We start from the raw sequence: 1,922 nt of genomic DNA, 5'->3' as shown, positions 1-1,922 counted from the left end.
GGGTGTCCCATGTCTCTCCCCCCGCCCCCCCGGCGGGGCCCCCCCGGGGTGGGCCGCCGCCCGCGCCGGGGGGGGGGGGGGGCCGGGGCGGCCCCCCCCCCGGTGGGGGGGGGGGGGCCCACGCCCCTTCCCGGGCTGGGGCCCCTACTGGGCGCGGTCGAAGTCGACGGCGCTGTACGCGCGCAGCTTCGACAGCCGGTGCCACGAGTCGATCTGCCGGATCGTGCCGGACTTGGACCGCATCACCAGCGACTGCGTGGTCGCGGTCTCCGCGCGGTAGCGCACACCACGCAGCAGCTCGCCGTCGGTGATGCCGGTGGCGACGAAGAACACGTTGTCCCCGCTGACCAGGTCATTCGTGTAGAGAACCCGGTCGAGGTCGTGACCGGCGTCGATGGCGCGCTGCCGCTCCTCCTCGTCCTTCGGCCACAGCTTGCCCTGGATCGTGCCGCCGAGGCACCTGATGGCACAGGCGGCGATGATGCCTTCCGGAGTGCCGCCGATGCCCATCAGCATGTCGACACCGGTGCCATCCCGCACAGCCATGATCGCGCCCGCGACATCGCCGTCCGAGATGAACTTGATCCGTGCGCCGGTCTCCCGGATCTCCTTGACGATGCCCTCGTGGCGGGGCCGGTCGAGGATGACGACGGTGACGTCCTCGGGGGAGGAGTTCTTGGCCTTGGCGACCCGGCGGATGTTCACGGCGACCGGGGCGTTGATGTCGACGAAGTCGGCGGCCTCGGGTCCGGTGACCAGCTTGTCCATGTAGAACACGGCGGACGGGTCGAACATGGTGCCCCGGTCCGCGGCGGCGAGCACCGCGATCGCGTTGGGCATGCCCTTGGCGGTGAGGGTCGTGCCGTCGATGGGGTCCACGGCGATGTCGCACTCCGCGCCGGTCCCGTCGCCGATGCGCTCTCCGTTGAAGAGCATCGGGGCTTCGTCCTTCTCGCCCTCCCCGATCACGACGATCCCGTTCATGGACACCGTGTGCACAAGGGTCCGCATGGCCTTGACGGCCGCGCCGTCGGCGCCGTTCTTGTCACCCCGGCCCACCCAGCGGCCGGCGGCCATGGCGGCGGCCTCGGTGACCCGGACGAGCTCCAGGGCGAGGTTGCGGTCGGGAGCCTCGGGGGAGACCTCTAGCTGGGACGGGAGATTGTGCTCGGTCATCGGAGCGCACCTTCCTGTACGACGACGGCCGGAAAAAGCGAGGGTGATGTGACTCTATCGGTACGTCGACAAAATGAGCAGTGGGGCCCACGTTTGAGCGCTCAACCTTGATGCGACCATAGTGCCGTGGCAGGTATGCGAGGCAAGCAGACGGTACGGGGAATGATCCAGTCGCTGGCGGTGGTTCTGGGCGCCGCCTTCGTGGTCTATCTCTTCGTCCCGCACGACGACAGCGGGGATCCGGTCAAGGCGGTCGACTACCGCGTCGAGCTGCTGACGGCGCAGCGCGCCGCGCCCTACCCGGTGGTGGCGCCCGCAGGGCTGGAGGGCTGGAAGGCGACTTCGGTCTCGTACAAGCGGCAGAGCGACGACCGCTGGCATCTCGGGTTCCTCGACCCGGACGGGCGCTATGTCGCGGTCGAGCAGTCCACCGCCCCGTCCGGCAAGTACATCCCGAGCGTGACCCAGCGGGCCCGGAAGACCGACCGCACCCAGCAGGTGGCCGGGGTGGCCTGGGAACGCTGGGAGGGCCCCAAGTACGACGCGCTCGTACGGACCGGCGAGAAGGGGGCTACGACCGTCGTCACGGGGACGGCGTCGTTCGAGCGGCTCGCCGAGATGGCGGCGGCGCTGGAGTCCAGGAAGCCCTGACGCGCGGCGCCGGTGACCGGCGCACCCTGCGGCGGGGTTGCGACGTACGGTGAGGCCGCAGCACCTACGGCGAGGCGCCGCACCCGGAACCGGGT

Annotated in this window: 2 protein-coding genes; one reads left to right on the top strand and one right to left on the bottom strand. The window is 70.7% G+C overall.

Annotation, left to right across the window (positions count from 1 at the left end; all coding sequences use genetic code 11):
• Positions 1 to 144 precede the first annotated feature (144 nt).
• Positions 145 to 1,176 carry a class II fructose-bisphosphatase gene (gene glpX, locus ACFV6V_RS15540; RefSeq protein WP_361280456.1) on the bottom strand — a complete coding sequence of 344 codons (1,032 nt, stop codon included), beginning with the start codon at positions 1,174 to 1,176 and terminating at the stop codon, positions 145 to 147.
• 126 nt (positions 1,177 to 1,302) lie between these two features.
• Here glpX and ACFV6V_RS15535 point away from each other — a divergent pair, with 126 nt between their 5' ends.
• The gene (locus ACFV6V_RS15535; RefSeq protein ID WP_361280457.1) at positions 1,303 to 1,827 is read left to right on the top strand and encodes a DUF4245 domain-containing protein; all 525 of its coding nucleotides are present in this window, start codon (positions 1,303 to 1,305) and stop codon (positions 1,825 to 1,827) included.
• Positions 1,828 to 1,922 lie beyond the last annotated feature (95 nt).

The organism is Streptomyces sp. NPDC059828, assembly GCF_042731955.1.
Classification (GTDB): Bacteria; Actinomycetota; Actinomycetes; order Streptomycetales; family Streptomycetaceae; genus Streptomyces.
This window is presented reverse-complemented; position numbering and strand designations above follow the sequence as displayed.

What these genes read in the sequence shown, in the direction of transcription:
- glpX (WP_361280456.1), bottom strand. Translation starts at nt 1,176, where the DNA reads ATGACCGAGCACAATCTCCCGTCCCAGCTAGAGGTCTCCCCCGAGGCT.